The organism is Shewanella violacea DSS12 (assembly GCF_000091325.1).
GTDB classification, from domain to species: Bacteria; Pseudomonadota; Gammaproteobacteria; order Enterobacterales; family Shewanellaceae; genus Shewanella; species Shewanella violacea.
Genome location: NC_014012.1, coordinates 4,891,204 through 4,911,891, shown reverse-complemented (window position 1 = coordinate 4,911,891; position 20,688 = coordinate 4,891,204). Strand labels below are relative to the sequence as shown.

Annotated in this window: 18 protein-coding genes; 12 read left to right on the top strand and 6 right to left on the bottom strand. The window is 46.1% G+C overall.

Annotated elements, in window-relative coordinates; translation table 11 throughout:
* Window positions 1-32 precede the first annotated feature (32 nt).
* Together SVI_RS20415 and gpmM are read right to left on the bottom strand one after the other, a co-directional pair.
* Window positions 33-1,118 (bottom strand): murein hydrolase activator EnvC family protein, encoded by a 1,086-nt coding sequence (locus SVI_RS20415; RefSeq protein WP_157608909.1) that lies wholly within the window; start codon window positions 1,116-1,118, stop codon window positions 33-35.
* A gap of 58 nt (window positions 1,119-1,176) precedes the next feature.
* Complete coding sequence (gene gpmM, locus SVI_RS20410; RefSeq protein ID WP_013053560.1) at window positions 1,177-2,721, bottom strand: 2,3-bisphosphoglycerate-independent phosphoglycerate mutase; 1,545 nt, start codon at window positions 2,719-2,721, stop codon at window positions 1,177-1,179.
* A 240-nt stretch (window positions 2,722-2,961) separates the two neighbouring features.
* Here gpmM and SVI_RS20405 point away from each other — a divergent pair, with 240 nt between their 5' ends.
* From SVI_RS20405 to SVI_RS20375, 7 genes are all read left to right on the top strand, one after another.
* Window positions 2,962-3,396 carry a rhodanese-like domain-containing protein gene (locus SVI_RS20405; RefSeq protein WP_013053559.1) on the top strand — a complete coding sequence of 145 codons (435 nt, stop codon included), beginning with the start codon at window positions 2,962-2,964 and terminating at the stop codon, window positions 3,394-3,396.
* 106 nt (window positions 3,397-3,502) lie between these two features.
* Window positions 3,503-3,994 (top strand): protein-export chaperone SecB, encoded by a 492-nt coding sequence (secB, locus tag SVI_RS20400; protein ID WP_013053558.1) that lies wholly within the window; start codon window positions 3,503-3,505, stop codon window positions 3,992-3,994.
* 106 nt (window positions 3,995-4,100) lie between these two features.
* Window positions 4,101-5,120, top strand: a complete 1,020-nt coding sequence (gene gpsA, locus SVI_RS20395) for an NAD(P)H-dependent glycerol-3-phosphate dehydrogenase (RefSeq protein ID WP_013053557.1) — start codon at window positions 4,101-4,103, stop codon at window positions 5,118-5,120.
* A 1,025-nt stretch (window positions 5,121-6,145) separates the two neighbouring features.
* Window positions 6,146-7,330, top strand: coding sequence for a BaiN/RdsA family NAD(P)/FAD-dependent oxidoreductase (locus SVI_RS20390; RefSeq protein ID WP_013053556.1), 1,185 nt, complete (start codon window positions 6,146-6,148; stop codon window positions 7,328-7,330).
* A gap of 158 nt (window positions 7,331-7,488) precedes the next feature.
* On the top strand, window positions 7,489-7,980 hold the full coding sequence (locus tag SVI_RS20385; protein WP_041420495.1) for an NlpC/P60 family protein: 492 nt from the start codon (window positions 7,489-7,491) through the stop codon (window positions 7,978-7,980).
* Window positions 7,981-8,147: 167 nt separating this feature from the next.
* Window positions 8,148-8,681, top strand: a complete 534-nt coding sequence (mog, locus tag SVI_RS20380) for a molybdopterin adenylyltransferase (RefSeq protein WP_013053554.1) — start codon at window positions 8,148-8,150, stop codon at window positions 8,679-8,681.
* A gap of 794 nt (window positions 8,682-9,475) precedes the next feature.
* Window positions 9,476-11,134 carry a methyl-accepting chemotaxis protein gene (locus tag SVI_RS20375; RefSeq protein ID WP_041420138.1) on the top strand — a complete coding sequence of 553 codons (1,659 nt, stop codon included), beginning with the start codon at window positions 9,476-9,478 and terminating at the stop codon, window positions 11,132-11,134.
* A 24-nt stretch (window positions 11,135-11,158) separates the two neighbouring features.
* Here SVI_RS20375 and SVI_RS20370 read toward each other — a convergent pair whose 3' ends face one another.
* Entirely contained in the window at window positions 11,159-11,338 is a 180-nt protein-coding gene (locus SVI_RS20370; protein ID WP_013053552.1) for a hypothetical protein, read from the bottom strand.
* 288 nt (window positions 11,339-11,626) lie between these two features.
* Between SVI_RS20370 and SVI_RS20365 the strand changes: the two genes are divergently transcribed.
* Window positions 11,627-12,640 (top strand): GlxA family transcriptional regulator, encoded by a 1,014-nt coding sequence (locus tag SVI_RS20365; RefSeq protein WP_013053551.1) that lies wholly within the window; start codon window positions 11,627-11,629, stop codon window positions 12,638-12,640.
* A 154-nt stretch (window positions 12,641-12,794) separates the two neighbouring features.
* Entirely contained in the window at window positions 12,795-14,279 is a 1,485-nt protein-coding gene (locus SVI_RS20360) for a hypothetical protein (RefSeq protein WP_013053550.1), read from the top strand.
* Between the two features lie 131 nt (window positions 14,280-14,410).
* Here the strand turns inward: SVI_RS20360 and SVI_RS20355 are convergent, their stop codons facing one another.
* The 3 genes from SVI_RS20355 to SVI_RS20345 form a co-directional block, all read right to left on the bottom strand.
* Window positions 14,411-15,571 carry an ABC transporter permease gene (locus SVI_RS20355; protein ID WP_041420494.1) on the bottom strand — a complete coding sequence of 387 codons (1,161 nt, stop codon included), beginning with the start codon at window positions 15,569-15,571 and terminating at the stop codon, window positions 14,411-14,413.
* A gap of 79 nt (window positions 15,572-15,650) precedes the next feature.
* Entirely contained in the window at window positions 15,651-16,385 is a 735-nt protein-coding gene (locus SVI_RS20350; RefSeq protein WP_013053548.1) for an ABC transporter ATP-binding protein, read from the bottom strand.
* The gene (locus SVI_RS20345; RefSeq protein ID WP_013053547.1) at window positions 16,378-17,997 is read right to left on the bottom strand and encodes an alpha/beta hydrolase; all 1,620 of its coding nucleotides are present in this window, start codon (window positions 17,995-17,997) and stop codon (window positions 16,378-16,380) included. Before SVI_RS20345 ends, SVI_RS20350 begins: the two co-directional genes overlap by 8 nt.
* Before the next feature lie 87 nt (window positions 17,998-18,084).
* On the opposite strand from SVI_RS20345, the gene SVI_RS20340 reads away from it, so the two are divergent.
* Genes SVI_RS20340 through SVI_RS20330 form a run of 3 tightly spaced genes read left to right on the top strand, consistent with a single transcriptional unit; the run spans window position 18,085 to window position 20,670 of the window.
* Window positions 18,085-18,453 (top strand): GntR family transcriptional regulator, encoded by a 369-nt coding sequence (locus SVI_RS20340; protein ID WP_013053546.1) that lies wholly within the window; start codon window positions 18,085-18,087, stop codon window positions 18,451-18,453.
* A 40-nt stretch (window positions 18,454-18,493) separates the two neighbouring features.
* Entirely contained in the window at window positions 18,494-19,351 is an 858-nt protein-coding gene (locus SVI_RS20335; protein ID WP_013053545.1) for an ABC transporter ATP-binding protein, read from the top strand.
* Window positions 19,348-20,670, top strand: a complete 1,323-nt coding sequence (locus SVI_RS20330; RefSeq protein WP_013053544.1) for a hypothetical protein — start codon at window positions 19,348-19,350, stop codon at window positions 20,668-20,670. The genes SVI_RS20335 and SVI_RS20330 overlap by 4 nt, the downstream gene beginning before the upstream one ends.
* Window positions 20,671-20,688: the final 18 nt, after the last annotated feature.

The window sequence follows — 20,688 nt, the reverse complement described above, 5'->3', positions numbered from 1 at the left end:
GGCAGCCCCTATATTTAAGGGCTGCATATCTCCTAGCGTCTACAGTATCTCGCTGGATCGACAGCTTGCCCTTTATGCCTTACCTCAAAGTATAGGCCAGGCTCTGTCTGTCCACCCGAGCGACCGACTAATGCAATGGATTCTCCTTTAGTTACAGAGTCTCCTGGATTTTTTAGCAAGGTTTGAGCATGACCATACAGGCTCATGTAACCTTTACCATGATCGACAACTAGCACCATACCGAAGCCACGCAACCAGTCTGCATAGATGACCTTTCCCGCTGCGATAGCCGTTATTTTCTGTCCTTCCGGAGCCGAGAGGGTTACGCCTTTCCATTTTACCTGACCAGAACGTCGACTGCCGAAGCCTGACTTAATACGACCCTTAGTCGGCCATCTCAGGGTTCTGCTTCTCGATAATCCTTCCATCTTAGGATTATTTCTCATGGCAATGATGGCTTGCTCGACGACATGTTTGAGACTGGCTTCTTCTATTTGTAATTGCTCTAATTTGGCGCCACTAGTATTGAGTGTTCTCTGTAGTTGGGTCAAAGTTCTTTGTCTTTGGCTCTGTTCCAGATTGAGTTGTTTAGCCTGTTGTTGCTGGTTGAGGATCAGTTTATTAAGCTGAGTCTTCTGGGATATTTGTTCAATTTGAATATCATTGAGCTCTTCAATGGTTTGTTTTAACTCATTGATAGATGCCATGCGGGCATTATTCAAATATTGATAGTAGGCGAGTAGACGTTCGATACTTGCAGGGCTCTGCTGGTTGAGTAGCATCTTAGTGTAGTCATGATTACCCGCTAAATACGCACTGGTTAACTGATGAGCTAATGTTTCCTGCTGGCTCTTCTTTAGTGTATCCAGCTTGATTTGGCTCTTATCTAATTCAGCTAGTTTTTTATCTGTTCTGGATAGTGAATTTTTAGTTTCATTGACTTTTCTAGCGGCGGAGGCGATCGCTTTTTCATCTTTCTTCAGCAATGAGGTTAACTTCTCTCGTTGCTTCGTGGAGTTTTTTAGAGCCGATGCTTGCCTGTTTATCTGTGATTGCAGTGTCTTAAGATCGGATTGACGCTGCTGTAGGTCTGAGGCCAGCAGTGGTGTTGAAAGCATGATAAAGCCAGCAAGAATGCTGGCTTTACTGAAAAAACGAATATTCACGTGTCAGTGGTTACTCTTTTATTTTAATGATGGAGCGCCCTGTCATCTCTGATGGCACAGTTTCTCCCATCAAGGTTAACATGGTTGGAGCAAGATCGCTCAAGCGACCGCCATCTTCGATACTTGCATCACGTCCAACGTAGATTAGTGGTACAGGTTCACATGTGTGAGCCGTGTGTGCTTGACCTGTTTTTTCATCTGTCATCTGCTCGGCATTACCGTGATCGGCAGTGATTAAACACTCTCCTCCCACCTTAGCTAGCGCCTCCACTACGCGACCAATACTGAAATCTACAGCCTCACAGGCTTTAACTGCGGCTTCGAAGCTACCTGTATGGCCAACCATATCTCCGTTTGGATAGTTACAGATGATGACATCATAATCAGTAGACTCTATGGCTGCGACTAACTTGTCGGTTAGTTCTGGAGAGCTCATTTCAGGTTGCAGATCATAGGTCGCCACCTTAGGTGATTGGATCAGTATTCTGTCCTCTCCCTTAAATGCTTCCTCTTTACCGCCGTTGAAGAAGAAAGTCACATGGGCATATTTCTCAGTCTCTGAGATACGCAGTTGCGTCTTATCTCGACTCTGTAGGACTTCACCTAATGTATTGACTAATTCCGTGGACGGATAAGCTATCGCGGCCGGGATATTCGCGGCGTACTGAGTCAGCATCACGAAATGTGCTTGGGTGGTCACTTTACGTTCGAAGCCATCAAAATCTGGGTCGACGAAGCTGCGAGTGATCTGACGTGCGCGGTCGGCACGGAAATTCATGAAGATAAGCGCATCATTATCGTTAAGCTTAGCGACATTACCTTGGTCATCTGTGATCGCCGAGCTTGCGACAAACTCATCGTTTTCGTTACGTTCATAAGCCGCTTCCAGTGCGTCGACTGCATTGGTGTATTGATGCAGAGACTCGCCTTGGGTGATCAAATCATAGGCTTGAGTCACACGATCCCAGCGATTATCACGGTCCATTGCGTAATAGCGACCGATTAATGATGCTATGCGGCCGGTACCTAATCTAGTAAACAGATCATCAAAATGAGCCAAGCTAGATTTTGCACTGCGTGGTGGAGTGTCGCGACCGTCGAGGAAAGCGTGTAGATATACTTGCTTAGCACCGCGTTCGACAGCCAAGTGGCACATGGCTTCTATGTGACTTTCATGGCTATGTACGCCACCGGGAGAAAGTAGTCCCATTATGTGTACAGCACCCTCTTTGGCGATAGCCAGATCTATGGCTTCGAGTAGTGCCGGGTTTTGCTGAAACTCACCATCATCAATCGCCTTACCTATTCTTGTAAGTTCTTGATAAACAATGCGTCCTGAGCCAATGTTGATATGGCCTACTTCGGAATTACCCATTTGACCATCTGGGAGTCCCACATCTAAACCTGAAGCTGAGATTAGGTTGTTAGGGTATTGGGCATTGAGTCGATCCAAAACCGGGGTTTCAGCATGGAAAACAGCATTTTGGTGCGTATTTTCGCGGTAACCCCAGCCATCGAGGATCAGCAATGCCAAGGGGCGTTTGCGTGTCGTCATGGTAGTACCTTTTTAAGTTTGAAAGATAAAATTGAAAATGAAATTGGATAAATATTACTACGGAAGGCCTAGTTGAAAAAGAAATTTACCTAGATTGAGACCATCGAGTTTGCATCTCTGTTATTAAGACTCTCCATTTACCGAATTTTCGTCTTTCAACAAGATGCTGCAATCTCTAATCGCGGTGGTATACTCTGTGCCCTAATTGTATTTTCAGCCCTAAGAAGTAGGCAGATCACCATGCAAGAATATATCGAATTTTTGAAAGCGCACCCTATGCTCAGTTTAGCCTGGATAGGTCTTTTGATTGGCCTTATCGTTAGCGTTTTCAAAGCCAGTATCTCTAAAGTCACTACGGTCGATAATCAACAGGCTACCTTGTTGATGAATAAGCAAGATGCCAAAGTGATAGACGTAAGAGAAAAATCTGAGTTTAAGAAGGGTCATATCGTTGATGCTTTGAATGTGCCTTTATCTGAAATTAAAAATAATCAACTTTCAGCCCTTGAAAAGTTTAAAGCAAGTCCCATTATAATGGTATGCAATGCGGGGATGGTGTCTTCACAAGCTTCGCAGCTGATGGTTAAAGCAGGTTTCGAATCTGTACATAACCTCAAAGGTGGCATGGGTGAATGGCAGTCAAGTAATCTGCCAGTAACAAAAAGTAAAAGATAACAATAACCCGGGATGGTGTTTGAGAGCGAATTACAGGTCTCAAGTAACCAAAGCCCTTTAAATTGGCTTCAATTTTGAAGCCTAATAAATTGGATAGGTAAATATTATGGCTGAAGTAGTAGCAAACAACGAACAACAAGATCCTCAATTCAATATCCAACGTGTATACACCAAGGATATCTCCTTCGAGACTCCAAACAGCCCAGCTGTTTTCCAGAAAGAGTGGAATCCAGAAGTTAAGCTAGATCTTGATACTCGTAGCGCTAAGCTAGCAGACAATGTTTTCGAAGTTGTCCTGTCTCTGACTGTTACTGCTAAGAACGGTGATGAAACTGCATTCCTTTGTGAAGTTCAGCAGGCTGGTATCTTCGCCATCAATGGTCTGACTGAGCAGCAACTTGCTCATTCACTAGGTGCATATTGCCCTAACATCCTATTCCCATATGCTCGTGAAGCAGTGGGTAGCTTAGTTTCTCGTGGTACTTTCCCACAGCTAAACCTAGCACCAGTTAACTTCGACGCACTTTTTGCTCAGTACGTTAACCAGCGTCAAGCCGGTGCAGAAGAAGCTGCTAAGACTGAAGAAGCAAGCGCGTAATTAAAAACTGAACGTATCTGTTCAGCATTTTTCAGTCGCTGCTCAGATAGTGGCTGATTCATTCGAACATTAGTCTCGAATGAATTGGCATTGAGCGAGTAGTTATATGAAAAATACTGCCGATATTACGGTATTAGGGGCGGGGTCTTATGGCACCGCCCTTGCTATTTCTTTAGCCAGTAACGGCCATCGAACCTTGCTGTGGGGTCATAACCCTGAGCATATCGAAAACCTCAAGCGTGACCGCGCTAATGAGGCATTTCTCCCTGGGATCACTCTCCCCGACCTGCTTATTCCTGAAGCCGACTTGGCGACGGCGCTAGCCGCATCGAATAACATCTTAGTCGTAGTTCCCAGTCATGTCTTTGGCATGGTACTGAGTCAAGCTAAGCCTCTGCTACGTGAAGATTCACGTATTGTCTGGGCGACAAAAGGGCTTGAACCTGAGACCGGGCGACTATTGCAAGAGGTTGCCGAAGACGAGTTAGGCGATAAATATCCCTTGGCGGTAATTTCAGGGCCTACCTTTGCTAAAGAGTTAGCCGCTGGAATGCCCACGGCAATCTCTGTTGCCGGAACAGATGACGTATTTACCCAAGATCTTGTCGAGCTGTTACACAGTCCTAAGCGGCTACGTGTTTATGCCAACAATGATTTCATTGGCCTGCAACTCGGCGGTGCGGTTAAAAATGTCATCGCCATCAGTGCAGGCATGTCGGATGGGATAGGCTTTGGCGCGAATGCCAGAACAGCACTGATCACCCGAGGCTTGGCCGAACTGACTCGTTTGGGCGAAGCTATGGGAGCGCAAACCAGCACTTTCATGGGGATGGCAGGCTTAGGCGATCTGGTACTTACTTGTACAGATAACCAATCCCGTAATCGTCGTTTCGGTCTGGCTTTAGGCCGGGGGCAAGGTGTCGAAGAGGCTCAGGAAGAGATTGGTCAGGTGGTCGAAGGCTACCGTAATACCAAAGAAGTTTATGCTCTAGCTAAGCGACTAGGTGTAGAGATGCCGATCACCGAGCAAGTTTATCGTGTGCTCTATGAGGGCGGTACGCCCCGCGAGGCTGCTGTAACCTTGTTAGCCAGAGAGATAAAATCTGAGACCCAAGATAGCGAGTAATCAAATCTTAGGCTCGCGTTGCTAGGCATGTTAAAGATAAAAAAGGGTGCTAAAATAGCGCCCTTTTTGTGTCTGGAACACTTATGCCGCAGCCCATGGATGGGAAGTTGAGGTGTTTGTGTCTGGAACACTTATGCCAGATACCATGGATGGGAAGTTGAGGTGTTTGTGTCTGGAACACTTATGCCAGATACCATGGATGGGAAGTTGAGGTGTTTGTGTCTGGAACACTTATGCCAGATACCATGGATGGGAAGTTGAGGTGTTTGTGTCTGGAACACTTATGCCAGATACCATGGATGGGAAGTTGAGGTGTTTGTGTCTGGAACACTTATGCCTGATACCATGGATGGGAGGTTGAGGTGTTTGTGTCTGGAACACTTATGCCAGATACCATGGATGGGAAGTTGAGGTGTTTGTGTCTGGAACACTTATGCCTGATACCATGGATGGGAAGTTGAGGTGTTTGTGTCTGGAACACTTATGCCAGATACCATGGATGGGAAGTTGAGGTGTTTGTGTCTGGAACACTTATGCCAGATACCATGGATGGGAAGTTGAGGTGTTTGTGTCTGGAACACTTATGCCAGATACCATGGATGGGAAGTTGAGGTGTTTGTGTCTGGAACACTTATGCCAGATACCATGGATGGGAAGTTGAGGTATTTGTGTCTGGAACACTTATGCCAGATACCATGGATGGCTAGTTGAGGTATTTGTGTCTGGAACACTTATGCCAGATAGCATGGATGGGAAGTTGAGGTGTTTGTGTCTGGAACACTTATGCCAGATACCATGGATGGGAAGTTGAGGTATTTGTGTCTGGAACACTTATGCCAGATACCATGGATGGGAAGTTGAGGTATTTGTGTCTGGAACACTTATGCCAGATACCATGGATGGCTAGTTGAGGTATTTGTGTCTGGAACACTTATGCCAGATTCCACGGATGGGAAGTTGAGGTATCTTGTGTCTGGCCAAAATTATTCTGGTTCAGTATTTATATTTAAAGTTGAGGCAATAAAGTGAAACATCATGACGTCATAATTATCGGTGCGGGTGCTGCAGGCCTGATGTGCGCGGCTACAGCGGGTTACCGTGGGCGTGATGTCTTGGTGCTGGATGCAGCAAAGCAAGCGGGGAAGAAGATTCTCATCAGTGGTGGAGGACGATGTAACTTCACTAATCAGAAGGTTGAGCCGAGTAACTTCATTTGTGGCAATGGACACTTTGTAAAATCAGCCCTGGCAAGATATCGCAGCAGCGACTTTATCGATCTGGTGGAGCGTCATGGTATCGAGTACCACGAGCGAGACCATGGTCAACTGTTCTGTAATGACTCGGCCAAAGAGATAGTCACCATGCTATTGACCGAGTGTGAGTGGGCCGGTGCCAAGATAAAACTCCGCACCGAAATTGGCAAGATCACTCAAGCTGATTCTGGGAAATTTGAAATTGCCACCGACAACGAGATCTATAGCTGCGATTCGTTAGTGGTAGCCACTGGTGGTCTCTCCATGCCTAAGCTAGGCGCTAGCCCATTGGGTTACCAGCTTGCCGAGCAGTTTGGTTTAAAGGTGTTGCCGACCTATGCCGGTCTGGTGCCTTTTACCTGGCAACCCGAGCAGAAAGTCAAATTTGAACCTCTGTCTGGCATAGCCGTACCCAGCACCATAACGGCAAAAGACGGTACTCAGTTTAGTGAAGCCTTACTCTTCACTCACCGCGGCCTATCAGGCCCTGCAATTCTGCAGATATCAAACTTCTGGAAGCCGGGTGAGACAATTAGCATTAACTTACTTCCGGGTATAGATGCTAGAGCCGCAATTGAACTCGTGCTGGCTAATCATCCAAAGCAGAACCTGAGAAATACCCTTAGCCATTGGCTACCTAAACGTCTGGTGGAGGCTCTATTCGATGAAGCCCTGCTAAGCAAGGCACTGAATCAGTTGATTCATAAAGAGCTGGAACAGCTTGCTGTGGATCTCGAGTCATGGGAAATCCTAATGAATGGCACCGAAGGATACCGTACAGCCGAGGTCACACTAGGCGGGATAGATACAGATGAGCTGTCGTCGAAAACCATGGAAGCTAAGTCTGCTGCCGGGCTTTTCTTTATCGGAGAGGTGATGGATGTCAGCGGCTGGTTAGGCGGCTTTAACTTCCAGTGGGCATGGTCATCAGGTGTAGCGGCAGGACAAGCGGTTTAACCTTGCCAGCTATAAGGAAATATTAAGGAATCATACTGAGTTCTCTTTTTGTGAATCCCTCCAGTGTTAACATAGCTTTAAGCTACTTATCTCTGTTTATTTTTTGATACTTTCTTTGAGGCACTGATGTGTTAAGACCCATTTCCATCTTAGTTATCATGCTTCTACTTTTTATGTCTGGGTGTTCGAGCCAATTGCCAGACGAGGTTGATGCAGACGAACCAACTAATCTAGCAGCCACTAAGGCTAGAATGTCAGCCGCTGCTCCGGTGAATATCAAGGAGCTGGCATTAAAAAAGAAGTTTATGGCATTTCATCATGAATGGAAGGGAACTCCCTACCGTTATGGTGGCATGAGTAAGCGTGGTGTCGACTGCTCAGCATTAGTGTATTTGGCCTATAAAGAGGTTTTGGGTAAAAATCTGCCAAGAACAACGGCAGATCAGAAAGATCTTGGACATCTAGTTTCTAAGGGGGAGCTGAAAACCGGCGATCTTGTGTTCTTCAAAACTGGCTGGTCGAGTCGTCATGTTGGCATTTACCTAGGTCATTCCAAATTTCTCCATGCATCGGCAAGCAAGGGGGTGATCATATCCACCTTAAATAATAGCTATTGGAAGCGTAAGTATTGGCAGTCCAGAAGTTTGTAGTTCAAGAATCCTTATCCAGTTTATATAAAGGTTGGAACAAGTCTCATTTTTGTCCATAAGCCAGATATAATGGGTGTGAATCATGCTAGTTTAGATGAAACTAATATCTCTAATTTCGGTGCCATTGATAGGGCTTGCCGAAGATAACCACACCAGTAGGACTTAAGATGACGAAAGCTAAAATCGGTATTGTAACTGTCAGTGATAGAGCTAGTGCAGGCATCTATGAAGATCTCTCTGGTAAAGCGATAATTGAAGTATTGAACCAATACCTGACTTCTGAGTGGGAGCCTGTTTATGAGGTTATCCCAGATGAACAAGATGTGATATCTGCGACGCTAATCAAGATGGCCGATGAGCAGAACTGTAGCCTAATAGTCACTACTGGCGGTACAGGTCCTGCAAAGCGAGACGTCACCCCTGAGGCGACGGAAGCCGTTTGTGACCGCATGATGCCTGGTTTCGGTGAACTCATGCGCGCTGAGTCACTCAAGTTTGTGCCGACCGCGATACTTTCACGTCAAACAGCGGGTCTGCGTGGCGATACCTTGATCGTAAACTTGCCTGGTAAGCCTAAATCGATTCGTGAGTGTCTCGATGCAGTGTTCCCAGCTATCCCTTATTGCATAGACTTAATGAACGGACCTTTCCTCGAATGCGATGAGTCTGTGATGAAACCATTCCGTCCAAAGGCTAAGTAGCATATCTTGAAAGTTAAGAGCGTCTCGATGCGCTCTCTATCTTGCCCTGCGATTCCCTATTGCATAGACCTAATGAACCGAATCCATATTCAACATCGAATGCGATGAGTCTGTGATCAAACCTTTTCGTCCAAAGGCCAAATAGCATATCTTGAAAGTTAAGAGCGTCTCGATGCGCTCTCTATCTTGCCCTGCGATTCCCTATTGCATAGACCTAATGAACCGAATCCATATTCAACATCGAATGTGATGAATCAGTTATGAAACCATTCCGTCCAAAGGCTAAGTAGCATATCTTGAAAGTTAAGAGCGTCTCGATGCGCTCTCTATCTTGCCCTGCGATTCCCTATTGCATAGACCTAATGAACCGAATCCATATTCAACATCGAATGCGATGAGTCTGTGATCAAACCATTCAGTCAAAGGCCAAGTAGCATATCTTGAAAGTTAAGATCGTCTTGATGCGCTCTCTATCTACCCCAGCGATTCCCTATTGCATAGACTTAATGAACGGACTCCATATTCAACATCGAATGTGCTGAATCTGTCACCAAACTATTCCTTCCTAAGGCTAAACAAATAGGTTTTTAACTTAGCTTACTAAGAGCCCGGCTCTTGCTGATTTTTTTATTGTCTGCTGTAGGTTTTTCGTAACCTTTAAGAATTTAAGCATTAAGTATTATTTGTCACCTAGTGTTTTAGCTCACTTGTTCTACTCTTATGGATCAAATGATGACCTATACTTTATTAGGTCGAAATTATATTGATTGGTAATTAGTGCTGAGGAGAGAGGGATGGGGTTTTTATCTTCATGGAGTATCAAGCGTAAGTTGATGGCTGTGATGTTGGTTTTTGGCTTGGCTGGGCTCACCATATTGGTCGATGTCTTAATGAATACTAACTTTGTAGCAGAGAAATTTGAGGAATATGATCAAGCAGCGGTGAGCAGCCAAAAGTACATCTTATTTATTAGCCGCGACATAAATTATGTCTCTCGCCTATCTCGTAGCATCATGCTTGGAGACGATTTTGATAAAAACTACTCTCTGTTAGATACTCGCATCCGTGCTATCTATAGCCATTTCGATAATCTTGAAGCTTCTGTAAGACTGGTTTCTGACAAAGAGGCTAGGAGCCGGCTTAATCAGTTGATAGCCCCCTCTAAGCAAGCGACAAAAGCATTTTTAGAGGATGGCCGTGCTCGAATGTTACAGCTTAAATCTGTTGATCGTACTCCGGAAGTTTTACAAGGGGCATGGATTTCATATCGTAAAGGAGCGAGCCCTTTCGCTAGTAAGGCAAGAATAAGTTTTAAATCGCTAGTTACAGCGGAGGAAGGTGTCAGAGAGGAGATACAGCAAGCTGCAATCTCTTCCATGGCTGAGATGAAACAGCAGCTAGTATTAATCATCATAGCCTCTTTTTTGTTTGGTGGTCTGCTGCTCTTCTTTGTTGGGCGAACCATTTTAGATTCGGTGCGAACCTTGACCCGCTCCATCAATGAGATAGAGAGCAACGCAGATCTAACTCGCCGCATAGAAATCCAAAGCAAGGACGAATTCGCCGCTCTTTCCAGGGCATTTAATCTGATGCTGGATAAATTTCAAAGCAGTATCATTAGCGTCTCGGATACCTCGAAACAACTGGCTCTGTCGGCACAAGGCATGGCGAAGGTTACCTCTGAGACAGCCGCTTCAGTTCAGGGGCAGAGACATGAGCTGGATATGGTTGCCACTGCGATGAATGAGATGACGGCAACGGTTGTTGAGGTGGCTAAGAATGCTAATGATGCCGCCGATGCTGCCAATCAGACCGATCTTCAATCTAAAGAGGGAATGCAAGTCGTCAACAATACCGTGGAAACCATAGTTGGCTTAGCCGCCGAGATAGAAAGCGCTGCCGAAGTGATACAAAGTTTAGAGAAAGACAGTAATCAAATAGGCACTATTCTCGATGTAATTAAAGGCATTGCCGAGCAGACCAACTTGCTTGCATTAAATGCGGCCATCGAGGCTGCTAGAGCGGGTGAGCAGGGAAGGGGCTTTGCCGTGGTTGCCGATGAAGTTCGTACTTTAGCTAGCCGTACCCAAGAGTCTACCGAAGAGATCCAGGCCATGATTGAGAAGCTGCAAGGCGGAGCTAAAACTGCCGTGAGTGTCATGTCGGATAGCCGAAAGTATGCCGATGACAGTGTGAGTCACGCTAAATCTGCCGGTGAGGCGTTGCAGATGATCACTCAATCTATCGGTACCATTACAGATATGAATACTCAGATAGCCACAGCGGCAGAGGAGCAATCGGCAGTATCTGAAGAGATTAACGCTAATATCGTTAATATCAATCATGCCGCCGAAGAAGCCGCCGAAGGTGCTAACTCAACCTCTACCGAGAGTGAGCGCTTAGCCGAGATGGCCAAAGAGCTGCAGCGTCTTGTTCAGCAGTTTAAAATCTAGTCTCCTAGGGAAAGTATTATTTCCCTAGGCTCCATTTTTATTGATTTGGTAAGCGCTATACCCGGTAAACATGAGTAAGCTGGGTATCGCCACCAAGTGAGCAAATATATTGGGCTCGGTGCTGAAATGTAGCCAAAATAGCAGTGCCCAGCTTATTCCAAGGTAACTTAGACTCATCACCAGCTGCTTATTCGATTGAGACATTATTTACTCCTGTTAATTAGGTCAATTCATCACATCTATTTATTACGCCAAAATGATAATTCTCACCAAGACCTAGGTGCTTCAATAGAAGCTTTCCTTGCAAGTTCTCAGTGTTATCTCAGTATAAAAACTAGACAAAGCCTTATAAAGTGTCATTATTGACAAAATAAAGGTTAAAAGTGACAGTTTGTATTTTTGGCATCGTCTTTTAGCGAGTGTTTCATGCTGTTTCTTCGTGACGATCTTTTGTTATTGCCGAGCGATGTTGTAATTTGAGGAGAAACTAAAATGAAGCAGATCACGATATTGGCTGCAGGTAATGTTGTTGCCGGTGGTATTTTCGGTTTTCTCGACGTGTTTAGTTTCTGCAATGCTTACTGGCGACGTATTAATCCAGATGCGAAGGAAGACCTGTTTCATTGTCATGTGGTTTCATATGATGGTCTGCCAGTGAATACTAATCAAAATATTCAGATCCCCACCATAGGCCTGGATAAAGCAGAAGATATTCTGCAAGCCGATGCGGTTATTCTTGCATCAGCCTTTGTGACCAGTAGAGAGGATTTTCAACTCTACCTTAATGAGTTTGAACCTCTATTTGAACCCTTGAGAGTGTTCGCAGCCAGTGGCAAACCCGTAGCGGCTTATTGCTCCGGCACCTTGATGTTAGCCGCTTCAGGTGTGCTCAATGGTCGTAGGGCTACCACGGTTTGGTGGTTAAAGGAGATGTTCCAGCGAAACTTTCCTGATGTTAATCTCTGTATGGATAAACTGGTCATCTCCGACGAGCACATTCATACCGCCGGAGCGACAACTTCGAACCTGAGTCTGGCACTTCACCTGATAGGCATTCTTGCCGGTGAGCAGATAGCCCATCAGATGGCCAAAATCTTACTGATAGATCCCAATCGAACCTCACAGCAGGCCTTCATGTCCATGGATCTATCCATTGGAGCTAATAATCACCAAGATGAGTTGGTGACTAAGATCCAAAATTGGATGCAGGCACATATAGGGCAGAGTTTATTGCTTGATGATATAGCCGATAAATTTGCTGTGGGTAAACGCACCATGATCAGGCGCTTCAAGAAGGCGATCAATGAGACGCCAGCCAGCTATATGCAGCGCTTACGCGTGGATGAGGCTAAACGATTACTCGAAACCACCGAACTTGCCCTAGAGCAGATAGTAGGCCGGGTTGGCTACGAAGATGTGAGTTCATTTAGAAAGCTGTTTATTCAGTTGACGAGTCTCAGTCCCAGAGCATACAGAGAGAAGTTTAATACCCATGCTTGCTGTTAACGTTGAGAGCAGAGCTAGGTAAGTTGTAAAGAAGGGAATGGAGTCACTTAGTTTAATAAATATTTCATTAATTAAAATTGCAAATTTCACGGTGATTTATTGAACTCTAGCCTAATCTACATCTATGTAATAAATCATATATTGGCGGCTTGGTATGCAAAGTATTACTCATCCATCTCCTGAGCTATTGGCCGCATTGGGTTCTATTAGTGACTTTAAAGTTGCGGCAGCCTTCGGTGTGCGCCCTTACCAAGTGCGTGATCTTCGCGTTATTCACAATATTCCTACTGTTTTGGCAGCAATTGAGCGGCAGAGTTTTGATTGGGGAGAAGAGTCTGATGGCTTGTTAGGCACTATGCCTGATACTAAATTGGCTAGGCTGATTGGCACGAGCCGTTCAATCGTTAACGCTCGTAGAGATAAATTAAAAATATCTGCTTTTGTACCGTTAATATTTGAGTTATCGCGATCAGGTAGCAAGCAACATTGCTGGTTACCGGAGGAAGACCTTCTCTTAGGTACTGATTTCGATAATATTATTGCAGATCAACTCAATCTTAATCAACTTCAGGTAACACACCGACGTTATCAATTAAGTGTCGACCCTTTCCGCCGTAGTGCCACTATTCAATGGACTGAGCATATGCTGGATAATTTAGGAGAGATCTCGGATAAGGATTTTGCAGAATATTTTGAAATCTGTGTTGCTTCGGTCTATTTGAAGCGACTGCTACTCTCGATTCCTGCATTAAATGCAATTGATCCGCCATCGCCGCCTTGTATACCTAAAGCGGCGATTAAATTGTTAGGCATCAAAACAGATGTCGAACTTACACATGAGTTCAGTATTGGTCGCTGGCCTATAAGAGTTAATCGGTTATTTCGGGGGCTGGCGCCAGCTCAACGGCTTCCTAGAAGTAATCAAATCGAATGGAAGTTAGAACAAGAAGCTATGTTAGGTAAGGTGAGTGATCTCGATTTAGGTAAAATAATGAAGGTGAGTGCTTCGAGTGTGAAATATCGTCGAGAAGCCTTGCATATAAAGCCTTATGTGCGAGTAAAAGAGGTTGATTGGAATGAGTTTAAATTGAAGGGATTAGGTCGTAGCGAAGATCTTGCCCTAGCTCAGGCATGGAACTGTGATGTTTCTAAGGTGAGAGATAAGCGTGAGTCGCTTCATATTCCAGAGCATCACGGTCCACGATGTTGGTTAAATAGTGAGTTAATTATGCTAGGCAGATTATCGGATCCTGAGACGGCAAGAAGACTAGGGGTGAGCTCTACTGTGGTACGTAACAAAAGAATTGAAATCAATATCAAGCCACTATTAAGTCAAAAGAAGTTTATTTGGACTAAAAAACGTTTAGCCTTGCTAGGTACAATGGCTGATGAGCGCCTGGCTTATCAATTAAAAGTGACGCCGAATGTGGTCTCAAAAAAACGTGTTCAGCTCAATATTCCTATCTGGTCGAGTCCTCACAAAGGCACTTGGTCTAATCCTAAGGCTATAGCTAAGCTGGGAACCATGTCAGATCCCGATTTAGCTAAATTTTTGGGAAATACTGCTTCAGCTGTATATCGTAAACGCAAGCAGATGGGAATACCTGCGTACGTCGCCAAGATTGCAATGTTAAGCTAGAAAGTAGAAATAAAACTTGGATGTTGAAACTTTTATTTGTCAGATATTAAAGAAGGGCACTCACTAGTACCCTTCTTCGCTATATCTTAAACTCGCGACTTTCTTGTGTCAGAACTAGAAGCCGCTATTCGCTACAAACCGAAGACTATCTTCTCGCTCTTGAGTGATCTCTCCATGGCGAAAGTCAGGCCTAAGGCGATGATTAAGGTCACTACCGAAGACAGCACTAGCTGTAACATGGGGATTTCTCGTCCTTTAATAAAGGCGATCAGTGCCTGTTGCTGCCCAGAGACGGGGAGCCACTGTAAGGTTTCCGGGGCTATATTGTAGCTGGCAGCCATAGATAGCATCATGGGAACTATGAGTACTAAGGTCAGATAGGACTGAGCCTCTTTAAAGCTCTTGGCCATAAAGGAGACGAAGAGTTGTAGGCTGGCGGCCATCATGGCTATGGGTAAGCCAATCAATAGCATGAGCAGGATGAAGTCTGTGCTTATGTTGACCGTAAATCCAAGCTCATGCCAGGGGACATAGGCATAGGATATTTTGGAGATGATCAGGGTTAACAGTAGACCCAACATGGCGAACACAGTAACAGCAAATACTTTGGCCAGAACTATGCTACGGGTCGATACCGGATGACTGAGTAGCAAGGCTAATGAATTACGCTCTCGCTCGCCGGCACTGGTATCTATGGCTAAGTTCATACCCGAGATAAATACCGCGTAGATCATGGTCATGGTAGCGACACCTAAGATGACTCCGCCCTTGGAATCTGCTGTGGCTTGATCTTCTATTTTCACCTTAATCGGCTGCACTACACGTGGATCTATGCCTCTGGCTATCAAGCGTAAGCTGCCCATTTCTGCGCTATAAGTCCGCAGGTTACGCTCGAGACGACGAATAGAGTTTTGCAGTTTTTCGTTAGAGTTATCGGCGATAAGTGTGACTTCTGCGCTGAGACCTTTAGCCATCTGTGCGGCATAATCTTCGCTGATCACCAGACGGATATCTTTCACATCCAGGGGCTCACCTTGGTCATCAGTACTGTGACTATCACCATGGGTGATACCTTGGCTGGATAGGTACTTGACGAGATCTGGGGCGTTATCAATATTGTCTATCTTGATGTTGAGATCTTTCGGGCTCGACATCTGGCCTATGAGTAGCATAAACATGCCACACATCATCAGAGGCGTACCGATAGCGTAATAGAGTCCGGCCATAACAGAGCGCTTGTCTCTGGCGGCATCGATAAGTTCCTTGCGAACCATGGTCATTATCTTGCTCATCATGCTGCGATCCCCTCATCTGTGCCGATAAGCTGGCATTGAAAGTGTGCATCCTGCTGGTTATTTATTACCAAGTTCATCATGCTGCGATTCCCTCATCTGTTCCAATAAGCTGGATAAACGCGTCTTCCAGAGAATCTTTACCTGTCTGTCGACACAGCTCATCTGGGCTACCTATGGCAACGACTTTACCGTCTGCCATTACAATAACCTGATCACAAAGTGCGGCAACTTCCTGCATCACATGGCTAGAGAACAAGACGCAGTGCCCATGCTCCTTAAGCTCTCTCAATAGATCTCTCAGTACTCGGGTACTCATCACATCTAAGCCCCGCGTAGGCTCGTCGAGTATGATGTTAGTTGGCTGGTGGACTATGGCCTGAGCCAATGCCGTCTTCATGCGTTGGCCTTGGGAGAAACCTTTACAGCGACGGTCGGCAATATCATCCATATGCAGCTGGCTGAGTACCTTAGCGGTGGCTGTCTTGGCGTCATTACGTGATAAGCCATTGAGCTCGGCAAAATAACTCACATACTCTCTCGGTGTCAGCCTTTCATAGAGCCCGAAGGGATCCGGAAATAGTCCTAACTGCTGTTTGGCTTCGATAGGATATTTAGCCACGTCGATGCCATCTATCTCGGCGATACCTTTATCGGCCTGGAGTAGACCGAAAATGGTTCTCAGGCAGGTAGTCTTGCCGGCACCATTAGGGCCAAGCAGTCCGGTTATTTGGCCATTTTTGGCCTCGAAGCTCAGATCATCCAATGCCTGAACCTCTCCGATATGCTTAGATAGATTAGATACTTTAATCATGGCTCGCTCCTTGGGCTATGGCTTGCTTTGGCTCTTGTATGGGATCTTGTTTATGTTCCGGGGCGGGGATGGCCTCGACTGTACTGGCATTGAGGTAAAAATTACGACTCACATCCTTGTTCAAGCATTCGCCGTCTAACTCCTGCACACTGCCAGTGTCGACTAGCTCTGCGATAAGCTCGTTACCACAAGATTGATGGGCGACTCCGTGGGTAGCGTAGGGAGCGATAAAGTGTTTGGCATTAGTGAGTTTTTCCATGGCTAATTCCCCCCAGCTCGGCGGCGTGGCTGGGTCTAGTTCTCCCGATAACACTAAGGTGGGGATGTCGCTGCTAATTGGGGCAGAAAAATCGGCATCCACGGCTGGCATGTTCCAGATGGCGCAGGATTGTTCGAATGTGGTCACCATCTCTCTGCCAAAATAGGTCTGGTTGGCGTCGTCTCGCTCGGCAGTTGTGAGGCGTTGCCAATCTTCACCACAAATAACCGAGGCATGCATGCCCATGGCGATACCTGTGCTATCAATTGTGAGCGAATACAGGCCTAAGATAGGTTGGAAATTATCTTTAGCTGCCTCACTGATTGCATGTGGGATAAGCGCACGAACATTTGGCATATACAGGGCCATTCTGATGGCTCCCATAAATTTGGCTCGTGTCATGGTGAGTTGGGTTGCCTCGCCAGTTAAGGGGTCACGAATCTGGCTGACGATTGGCGCCAGGGCCAGCTTGGCATCGATACGGCTTAAGTCTGCTTTTAGGTTGGGAAACTGAGCGCCGCAGAGCTTGTTGGTGTTGCAATCCTTGATTAATAAATCGAAGGCGCGGCTAATAGCATTGCCTATGGCCAGTACACTCTGTTGCATGGGCACTACGCCGTCTATGGTGACAGTCGATAGTACTTCAGGGTAGTAACGTAGATACAGCTGAGCCATGCGAGTGCCGTAGGATATGCCATATACATCTAGTTTCTTATAGCCGAGATGCTTACGCACGGCTTCGAAATCATCCAGCGCATTCAGGCTGCCATATTGAGTGACATCGGCGTCGAGTTCATCCAGGCAGGCCTGAGTCTCGGTGGCCACGTCGAAATCAGCTTCGTTAATGGCCAAGGCATTTTCTAAGCCGTCTCCTTGGCAATTTAAGATGTTAGAACGGCCGGTGCCACGCTGGTCTATGAGTAATATATCCCTATTCTGACGTATTTTTCTGAACATCTGGCTGAAGCCCGCGGCGTTATCTATGGCCGATTGACCTGGGCCCCCAGCGATGGCAAGAAAGGCTTGGGAATGATTATCGCTTTTTATCGCAGGCAGCACAGCATAGTGGATCTCTATCTGCTTACCATCTGGCTTAGTGGGATTCTCTGGCACTGTGATAAAACCGCAGCTAACTTGCTCAGACAGACCATCTAGGTAGCAGGTTTGCTCATTCTGGCTAGCTGGAGCCCCAGTGTTATTCTCGCTGTTATTAGTATCTGCAGAGGCGAAGGCGGGAAGGCTTAAAATCATGCTGCTGATAACAATTGTGCCAAGCAGCGCCATTAATGGCTTGCCCTTTATTATATCTACCGCCTCTCTTGTCTCAGAACTGTCTAGCTTTCCATGAAACATACTGGTTATTCCTTTCTTGAAAATTACTCAATCTATGCTAGATTACGTTTCGGTGTATCAATGTATTAATACAGTGTCTAAAGGCTAATGTTAGAACTAATAAATGTCAACCCCAGTAGTGGCGAACCCATATATCGACAGTTGAGCGAACAGATAGTACGTTTGATTGTGGGTGGCCAACTAGAAACAGAACAAGTGCTGCCTTCGGTGCGGAAGATGGCCGAGCACCTGTCGGTAAACCCTATGACGGTTTCCAGAGCGGTACAGCTTCTGGTCGAGCAGGGCTGGCTGGAGAGGCGTCGTGGTCAAGCAACTAGGGTGGCTAAACGTGAACATAGCGAGACAACCTCGAGTGCCCAGCTGCTTAAGCCTGAGGTCGATGAGCTAGTGTCCCTGGCCAAACAGTTAGGCATAGGTCGTGATGAGCTAATCAAGCTTATCGATAGCTGTTGGTAGTAATGGAAGAATCAAAAAATATGTACAAAGGATTGAACAGATGGATATGAATCAAGCGCCGATTCTTGAGTTTAACAAGGTCAGCAAACACTTTTCAGTTAAAGATGGAGTCGGTAAGATTGCAATTAATGGTCTCTCAATAAAATTGTTTCCCGGCATGCTTGTGGGTTTATTAGGGAAAAACGGCGCGGGAAAGTCGACCCTGATGCGCTGTGCGCTTGGGATCATAGAGCCAAGCTCTGGCGAGATCACCACCTTAGGTGAGCCGATTAACCAACTTAGCTCAGAGGCTAAGGCGCAGATAGGCTATGTGCCACAGCAGCCCTTCGGTTATGAAGGCTTTAGTGTCTCTAGGGCTCTGGAGCTACATAGAAGCTTCTATCCTGCCTGGGATAGGGAGCTTGAAAATACCTGGCTTGAGCGCTTCGATCTAGATTCTAAACAACAAGTTCAACGCATGTCTGTGGGTCAACGTCAGTCTCTGGCCTTGATAATGGCCATGGCTTATCGACCTAAGCTACTGATTCTGGATGAGCCCGTTGCTAGCCTAGATCCCATAGCCAGACGTAAATTTATGGCTGATCTGTTCGAGCTTGCCCTTGAATCGGGTTCAGCCGTGCTGTTCTCATCCCATATCACCTCAGATCTGGAACGTGTTGCCAGTCATCTGGCACTTATGAGGTCAGGAGAGCTGGTGCTGTTTAAGGAGATGGACAGTGTGCGCGAAGAGGTCAAGCTGCTTACCTTGGCAAACGGTGAAGATATCCCGACAGGGCTAAACGTGCTCAACCATCAGGGTAACAAGGTGCTGGTGGATAATTTCAGCGATGTGAAGTATCCAGATATGGCGGCTGAATCACTGAACCTAGAACGGCTGTTTATGGAGCTGCATAGATGAGTAGCGCTAACCCAGAGCTGATCCAGGCCAAGAGTGACAATGGGACTCGGTTGGGTGTGCTGCAACGTAGATTAGCTGGTGTGAGCCGTTTCTGGTTCTACGATCATGGTAGTGCTAGCTTTATGGGGGTCGCACTACTGGGTTTATTGATGCTGGTGCCACTTATAGCACTCGATAAGCTGGAGATAGTTCCCATGATACTAGGCATGATGCAGATCTCTGTATCGGCGGCGGTGGCCTGGCAGCTGATTCGGTTGGCGGCGACAGAGTGGTCGATACTGATCCCAGAATATAGACACAACATATTCTTTCAGTGTGGCTTGATGCTACTGAGCTCATTTACTATCGGCACTCTAGTCAGCATGCTGGTAGGCGTGGAGGGGGCATTTAGCTTATTACTGTTAGCAACGGGTTTAGGCTTGAGCTTTATCTATCTGTGCCTAGTAAAGAAGGGGGTCTTTTATCTGTCTATCTTGCTGTATTTATTTTTAATCTTCCTAGACTCAATTGACGAACATATCTCTCCTGTGGTGATGGCGGCTGTGGCGCTTGCTAACCTGGCTTTAGTCTGGGTTATATGGAAAAAATCTGCGGTGAGCGGTTGGCATCCGGATGCCAGATCTGTCTATCTCAACGCACTGGAGATGGGAGGGGTTTGGCTGCCTACTGCTAAGTCTTATCCCTTGTTGCGTAAGCTTGAAAAGTATCTTCATCCGGTTAATTTCTTTATGGGTCCCTTGCTGGCCCTGTTAATCATAACCATGCCGATAATCACACTCATAGTGGCGGCGTTCGCTCAGCTGGTGGGTTTACAGATCCCGGCTCTGTTTATGTTAGCGCAGTTTAGCTGCATGGCTTGCACTATAGTGCATTGGAGTCGTATTCAGCGTTGGCGTGGGGTAGAAACCTTGTTCATGCTGCCAGGGTTTAGTGGCAAGCAGGGAATGATAGACGCGTTTAATCGCTCTCAAACTCACTTGTTAATCTTATTCACCTTGATCATGGCAGTTACCGCAGCTCTGGTTTCCTTATTCAATCCAGCAATTACATTAGCCATCTGGTTCCATCTAGTTTTGAGCACTTTCTTTAGTTGTGGCTTTCTCTTGGGGCTTGGCTGCGCCTGTAAAACGGTACTACACTTGTCCATGATTATGCTGATATTTGTTGCGAATTCGGCTTGGGTTTCAAGCAGTTTTCGTGGATTTGTCGAAGAAACCGACGTTTGGCTATGGCTCGCGGGAGATCTGGCTCTAGTTGGCATATCAATTCTAACTATATGGTGGGGAAGCAAAAAGTTATGGAATGGCGATCTGGTCTAGCTGCACAGATTAGATAAA

Excerpts from the sequence above, each read along its gene's own strand:
- SVI_RS20415 (WP_157608909.1), bottom strand. The coding sequence starts at position 1,118 with ATGCTTTCAACACCACTGCTGGCCTCAGACCTACAGCAGCGTCAATCC.
- gpmM (WP_013053560.1), bottom strand. The coding sequence starts at position 2,721 with ATGACGACACGCAAACGCCCCTTGGCATTGCTGATCCTCGATGGCTGG.
- SVI_RS20405 (WP_013053559.1), top strand. The coding sequence starts at position 2,962 with ATGCAAGAATATATCGAATTTTTGAAAGCGCACCCTATGCTCAGTTTA.
- secB (WP_013053558.1), top strand. The coding sequence starts at position 3,503 with ATGGCTGAAGTAGTAGCAAACAACGAACAACAAGATCCTCAATTCAAT.
- gpsA (WP_013053557.1), top strand. The coding sequence starts at position 4,101 with ATGAAAAATACTGCCGATATTACGGTATTAGGGGCGGGGTCTTATGGC.
- SVI_RS20385 (WP_041420495.1), top strand. The coding sequence starts at position 7,489 with ATGCTTCTACTTTTTATGTCTGGGTGTTCGAGCCAATTGCCAGACGAG.
- mog (WP_013053554.1), top strand. The coding sequence starts at position 8,148 with ATGACGAAAGCTAAAATCGGTATTGTAACTGTCAGTGATAGAGCTAGT.
- SVI_RS20375 (WP_041420138.1), top strand. The coding sequence starts at position 9,476 with ATGGGGTTTTTATCTTCATGGAGTATCAAGCGTAAGTTGATGGCTGTG.
- SVI_RS20370 (WP_013053552.1), bottom strand. The coding sequence starts at position 11,338 with ATGTCTCAATCGAATAAGCAGCTGGTGATGAGTCTAAGTTACCTTGGA.
- SVI_RS20365 (WP_013053551.1), top strand. The coding sequence starts at position 11,627 with ATGAAGCAGATCACGATATTGGCTGCAGGTAATGTTGTTGCCGGTGGT.
- SVI_RS20360 (WP_013053550.1), top strand. The coding sequence starts at position 12,795 with ATGCAAAGTATTACTCATCCATCTCCTGAGCTATTGGCCGCATTGGGT.
- SVI_RS20355 (WP_041420494.1), bottom strand. The coding sequence starts at position 15,571 with ATGAGCAAGATAATGACCATGGTTCGCAAGGAACTTATCGATGCCGCC.
- SVI_RS20350 (WP_013053548.1), bottom strand. The coding sequence starts at position 16,385 with ATGATTAAAGTATCTAATCTATCTAAGCATATCGGAGAGGTTCAGGCA.
- SVI_RS20345 (WP_013053547.1), bottom strand. The coding sequence starts at position 17,997 with ATGTTTCATGGAAAGCTAGACAGTTCTGAGACAAGAGAGGCGGTAGAT.
- SVI_RS20340 (WP_013053546.1), top strand. The coding sequence starts at position 18,085 with ATGTTAGAACTAATAAATGTCAACCCCAGTAGTGGCGAACCCATATAT.
- SVI_RS20335 (WP_013053545.1), top strand. The coding sequence starts at position 18,494 with ATGGATATGAATCAAGCGCCGATTCTTGAGTTTAACAAGGTCAGCAAA.
- SVI_RS20330 (WP_013053544.1), top strand. The coding sequence starts at position 19,348 with ATGAGTAGCGCTAACCCAGAGCTGATCCAGGCCAAGAGTGACAATGGG.